This is a genomic window from Vibrio sp. 10N.261.55.A7, assembly GCF_002877365.1.
GTDB lineage: Bacteria > Pseudomonadota > Gammaproteobacteria > Enterobacterales > Vibrionaceae > Vibrio.
In genome coordinates, this window is the sequence record NZ_MCWZ01000045.1 from 2,883 (window position 1) to 8,873 (window position 5,991).

5 protein-coding genes are annotated in these 5,991 nt (G+C 43.7%); 1 reads left to right on the forward strand and 4 read right to left on the reverse strand.

The genetic code is table 11. The features are described from left to right. From BCU12_RS04385 to BCU12_RS04395, 3 genes are all read right to left on the reverse strand, one after another. A partial coding sequence (locus BCU12_RS04385) for an alpha/beta hydrolase (protein ID WP_133153809.1) occupies positions 1-802 on the reverse strand: 802 nt, incomplete at its 3' end. Between the two features lie 97 nt (positions 803-899). Continuing rightward, positions 900-1,364 (reverse strand): oxytetracycline resistance phosphoribosyltransferase domain-containing protein Tet(34), encoded by a 465-nt coding sequence (gene tet(34), locus BCU12_RS04390; RefSeq protein WP_102403156.1) that lies wholly within the window; start codon positions 1,362-1,364, stop codon positions 900-902. 36 nt (positions 1,365-1,400) lie between these two features. Further along, positions 1,401-2,690, reverse strand: a complete 1,290-nt coding sequence (locus tag BCU12_RS04395) for an NCS2 family permease (protein WP_102403157.1) — start codon at positions 2,688-2,690, stop codon at positions 1,401-1,403. 1,080 nt (positions 2,691-3,770) lie between these two features. On the opposite strand from BCU12_RS04395, the gene BCU12_RS04400 reads away from it, so the two are divergent. Then, entirely contained in the window at positions 3,771-5,243 is a 1,473-nt protein-coding gene (locus BCU12_RS04400) for an aminoacyl-histidine dipeptidase (RefSeq protein ID WP_102403158.1), read from the forward strand. Between the two features lie 76 nt (positions 5,244-5,319). Here BCU12_RS04400 and BCU12_RS04405 read toward each other — a convergent pair. Continuing rightward, positions 5,320-5,991, reverse strand: a 672-nt coding sequence (locus BCU12_RS04405; RefSeq protein ID WP_198599248.1) for a sodium-dependent transporter, incomplete at its 5' end; no start/stop codon positions are given.

Here is a 5,991-nt window from a genome sequence, read left to right on the forward strand (position 1 = left end):
CTAGTAATCCAACTTTATAGTGGTCTACCCATGGAATATTCGGCAGTTCATTTAGTACAGCTTGATGAAGACAAGACGTATCTTCGCCAAGAGGCCAGTGACTGCTGTGCCCTACCGAAGGCATATCCACCGTCAGCATGGCAATGTTTTTGGGTGCAAGATGATCGCGGAACAATCGCCACATATCCGTTTGCAAGGAGTCCAACCCAGCACTCACAATAATGACTGGTTGTGGCTGGAGCGTGTTAGTCGCATGCAGGTTTGCCATGATCTTTCTTTTCCCGTAAGGGATCTGAATTTGCTTTACAACAAACTTACTTTTCTCGGCGGCTTCAGAGTATGCAGCATTTGCTAAGACTTGCGCCTGCAAAGAAAGGTTATCGTTTTTCAGGTGCGGATAGCCAGCAATACTAAAACAGAGTGCAGCAGTGAATAGCTCATCGGCTCCTTTATCACCTTCGAGCTCTTTACCAAGCTTTTGATGCTTAGCGCCTAATTTTCCCCATTCATAAGCCCAGTTTCCGCTGCGAAAACCAATGACAGTATCAAGCCAGTTGTCATGAGTACGAGAGTGCTTACATGATGCAATACGTGCCAGTACCGCTTCTTGTTCAATAGGATCAACACCTTGCCATGCCCACTGCATTCTGCGCAGATTACGGTACCAAGAGCCGGAGTTAATCTTCTCATCCAAGAACGCTTGGTTGCTTGGCATATATTGAGTAAGTGCGGACGTTTCTTTGGCTTGTTTATGTTTGACAAAAAGCGTTTCAGATAGATTCTTATCGTTTTGATCTGACATGTGGAATCCTGATATTCAGCATTAGCGAGTTTAAAATACGAGCTAAAAAAAATGACCCAGAAGAGGGTCATTTTTCACTAATTTCGCTCAGAAGCAATTATTTTTGTTTGCGATTAATTGGTTCAGCGTATTGAATTGTCATATCCCATGGTTGTTCAATCCATGTATCTTGAGCAATATCAACAACGTAGTCGTCAAGCAATTCAACACCAGATGGTTTTGCACACACGGCAATAAGCTTAGCTTTCGGGTACATTTCGCGAAGCTTACGAGCGGTATCTCCGCTGTCTACTAGGTCTTCTACAATTAGGAAGCCTTCACCGTCGCCTTCTGGTGCTTTTACAACGGTCATGTCACGTTGGTGATCATGGTCGTAGCTTGAGATACAAATGGTATCTACGTATCGAATACCAAGTTCACGAGCTAAGATAGCGGCAGGAACTAGACCACCACGGCTAACACCAAGGATACCTTTCCATTGTTCTGCAGGCATTTGCTTTTCAGCGAGCTGACGGCAGTAAGTTTGCATGTTGTCCCAAGTGATAACGAATTTATTGCTCATTGTATAAACCTAATAATTTGAAAAATATAAATTAATTTACGCTAGTGCGTACTTGATGATAAAGATAGCAGACATAACCCAAACACTTAGGGAAACATCACGCCCTTTACCACTCATCGCTTTAATTGCTGCGTAACTAATAAAACCAAGTGCAATACCTTCCGCAATAGAGAATGTTAGAGGCATTAGCAAACAAGTGACTACCACTGGTGCTGCTTCGGTTAAGTCGCGCCAATCAATACTGACTAGTCCAGAAAGCATGAGTATCGCAACATAAAATAGCGCACCTGCCGTCGCATAAGCTGGGATCATACCAGCAAGTGGCGAGAAGAATAATGCAAGAAGGAACAAAATGCCAACAACAACCGCCGTTAATCCTGTGCGTCCACCAGCAGCAACACCCGCCACACTTTCAATGTATGAAGTGGTGTTTGACGTACCCAGTAATGCACCAGCAGAAGTTGCGGTAGAGTCAGCCAGTAACGCACGGTTTAGACGAGGGATCTTACCGTTCTTATCAATCAGATCTGCTTTTTGAGCAACACCAACCAATGTACCCGCAGTATCAAAGAGATCGACAAATAGGAACGCGAATACCACTGAAATCATACCGATTTCAAATACCGCTGAGAAATCTAGCTGCATGAAGGTTGGTGCGATGCTTGGTGGCGCAGACATAATACCGCCCCACTGAACGTCACCGAAAACCAAACCAAGTGCCGTTACTGCCAAAATCGCAATCATAACCGCGCCTTTCAAACCGCGATGAACCAAAGCAATCGTTAGGAAGAAACCAATCGCAGCAAGAATAGCTTGTAGCGAAGTAATATCACCCATAGAAACGAGTGTTGCTGGGTTATCGACAACAATGCCAGCGTTCTTCAAGCCAATGAAAGCTAAGAAAAGGCCGATACCCGCAGAAATACCGGTACGAAGCGACATTGGAATGGAGTTGATGATCCATTCACGAATCTTGAAAATGCTCAATAGAATGAAAAGCACACCAGAAACAAATACCGCCGCCAGCGCTACTTGCCACGTATACCCCATTCCCAATACAACCGCATACGTAAAGAAGGCGTTAAGCCCCATACCAGGCGCTTGAGCGATTGGATAGTTAGCAACAAACCCCATTATGAAACAGCCAATGGCTGCTGCAAGACAGGTTGCGACAAAGACAGCGCCATGATCCATGCCTGCATCAGCTAGCATCGCAGGGTTAACAAAAATGATGTAAGCCATGGTGAGGAAGGTAGTAACACCAGCAATGACTTCAGTCTTCACGTTCGTGCCGTGTTCACTGAGTTTAAATAGCCTTTCGAGCATGATCGGATCCTATAAGGGTAAAAAGTAAACGGTTGCGTAATCGATTGGCGTAAATTATAGAGTTATCAAATAACAAATTCCAGATAGAATTATCACTCTAATGAATTTTTGCCCAAGCGTTCATCTACAATCAAACGTACACGGCTAATAAAAAACGGATAGATCCCTTTAATTTCAATAACTAAAGCTGAAGTCATCTTATTATTGAAGTGATGTTTTTTTAAACCATGTTCTAAACTTTCATGAGGTTTTACGTAAAAAGCGTAACGGAAAGTATGAACTACAGTAAATAGGCGTTAAAGATTTGTTCTAAATATAGAAAATAAACGTTAGAGGTGAACGAGTGACCAGTTCAAAAGGTAGGGATAAAAAAACGCCACTCAAGAGGAGTGGCGGTTGAATCATTTCAGCCAAATGGCCGTAAAAAAATTCCAATATATAGGGGTGAACATAATGTTCAAATAACATGCTTTCGCAGTTAGTCGCTCAGCTATTGGGGATAGCTAGCGAGGATAACCCTAGTTATTAATAGACGACGCGATTAATAACCAAAGCTAATTGGGTATACAAAGTCACTAGTGTAAACATTGCTGTTGGTCCAGAACGTTGTAGATGGTAAACCTTTCATAAATATCACCTTTAAATCAATTAAATTACTGTTTGATTCTCAGTTCCTTGGAGGCGATTATCGGACTCATCCTTTGAGCATTTTCTCTTCTCTCTGAAGTTGAGTATTAATATACCACCAAGAAATTTAATTACAACAAAAAGGTGATTAAAATCACAATAAGTAGTGCAATGAAGTAATTTTGGTAATTTAATTACAAAAAACACACTAAATGTCTGTGTTTCCCTACAAGCGCTATGCCACCAATCACTCATTGATGTCTAATCATTCCTGACTGTACCTATAACGGTTCTTTCATATTGTTAAATTGTCGTGTCTATAACTACTCGCCAGCAAAAGGTAATGGTATGCTGAGCGCTCGAGATAGACATGGCCGCTCAACAGTTAAATAATCCAGGCCATGAAAATATATCCAACATAGATCTCGCATTATTAATACAAAGGAGTCAACTGTGTCTGATTTTCACTCTGAAATTAGTCGTTTATCACCACCTTCTATTTGGCAGTTTTTTGATAAAATCTGCTCCATTCCACACCCATCTAAGCATGAAGAAGCATTAGCTCAATACATCATCGAATGGGCAAAAGCAGAGAATCTTGATGTTCGTCGAGATCCTACAGGCAACGTGTTTATAAAGAAACCGGCCACTGCTGGTATGGAAAACCGAAAAGGCGTTGTACTGCAAGCGCATATCGATATGGTTCCGCAGAAGAATGAAGACACAGATCACGACTTCACAACCGACCCTATTCAGCCATACATTGATGGCGAATGGGTAACAGCGAAAGGCACAACCTTAGGTGCCGATAACGGAATGGGCATGGCTTCGTGCCTGGCTGTTTTGGCTTCAAAGGACCTCAAACATGGCCCGTTAGAAGTATTACTCACCGTTGATGAAGAAGCGGGAATGACTGGTGCATTTGGCTTAGAAACAGGTTGGCTGGAAGGGGAAATTCTTCTCAACACCGATTCAGAGCAAGAAGGCGAAGTCTACATGGGCTGTGCCGGTGGCATTGACGGCTCCATGACCTTTGATATTGCTCGTGAAGAGATCCCAACGGGGTTTGTTACGCGTAAATTGACTCTAAAAGGCTTAAAGGGTGGCCACTCTGGTTGTGACATTCACACTGGTCGCGCGAATGCCAACAAGCTGCTTGCTCGCTTTTTATTCGGGCACGCCAAAGAGTTGGATCTACGCCTAATCGAAATCAAAGGGGGAAGCCTACGTAACGCTATACCTCGTGAAGGTTTCGTTACCGTAGCATTGCCAGCAGAAAACAAAGACAAACTCGCGACTTTATACGATCACTACACCGAACTTCTTTCCACTGAACTGGGTAAGATTGAAGATAGCATTGTCACTTTCAACGAAGCAGTGACAGCAGAGCAAGGTGCGATCGCCCAAACTGATCAAGCACGCTTCATCGCTGCACTCAATGCCTGTCCAAATGGTGTCATTCGTATGAGCGACGACATTGAAGGGGTTGTTGAGACTTCACTGAACGTGGGTGTCATCACGACAGAAGAGAACACGATCACTGTACTTTGCTTGATTCGTTCTTTAATCGATTCGGGGCGCAGTCAAGTCGAAGGCATGCTGACATCGATTGCTGAACTTGCGGGTGCGAAGATGGCATTCTCAGGCGCTTACCCCGGTTGGAAACCAGACGCTGATTCTGAAATCATGGCGATTTTCCGTGATATGTACGAAGGCATCTACGGACATAAACCCAATATCATGGTCATTCATGCGGGCCTTGAGTGTGGGCTCTTCAAAGAACCGTACCCGAATATGGATATGGTCTCTTTCGGACCAACCATCAAATTTCCTCACTCTCCTGATGAAAAAGTGAAAATTGATACTGTTGCACTTTATTGGCAGCAAATGGTCGCGCTACTTGAAGCGATCCCAGAAAAAGCGTAACTCTAACGCTTTACCGTAATAGCAAAAAGCCGAGTCATCTGACTCGGCTTTTTTCATCAATTAAAGATGGTATGACTTACCCAAACGAAGCCCAAATAACGGCGGCCACTAAGGTTGGACATACAAACTTTATGTACGCAGGCCATACCTTACCAAACCAACCCAAAGTGAATTCTGGGCAACCTTGCTCCAACTCTTTAATTTTGCCTTGTCGGCTCCACACCCAGCCACCAAACAAGCAGAATAGCAGCGCAGCAAACGGCTGAAGGTATTGAGTCGCAATCATAGCGACTAAACCAAACAAGGTACCAAAGTTAAACACGATGATCACACTAGCCGAAGCAATCACACCGCCTAGTACCCAGCTTGTGGCTTTTCTAGAGGTGTTAAATCGTTCTCCTACCAAGGCCACAGGACACTCTAGCATTGAAATGGAAGAGGTGAGTGCAGCTATGGTGAGCAATAGGAAAAATACAGCGGCAAACAGTTGGCCAAGTAAACCGAGGCTATCAAACATTAATGGCAACACCGTAAAGACCAAGGTATCAGAGTTCAGTAATGCGCCCTCTTCAGAGTATATTTGAACCCCCTTTTGCATCGCCACAAACATGGCAGGCATCACAACTAAGCCCGCAATAAACGCAACCCCCGTATCCACCAACGTCACGTTCATTGCCATTTTAGGTAAGTTCTCTTTTTTACTGAGATAGGAACCATAGATGAGCATTGAGCATCCACCAATGGTCAG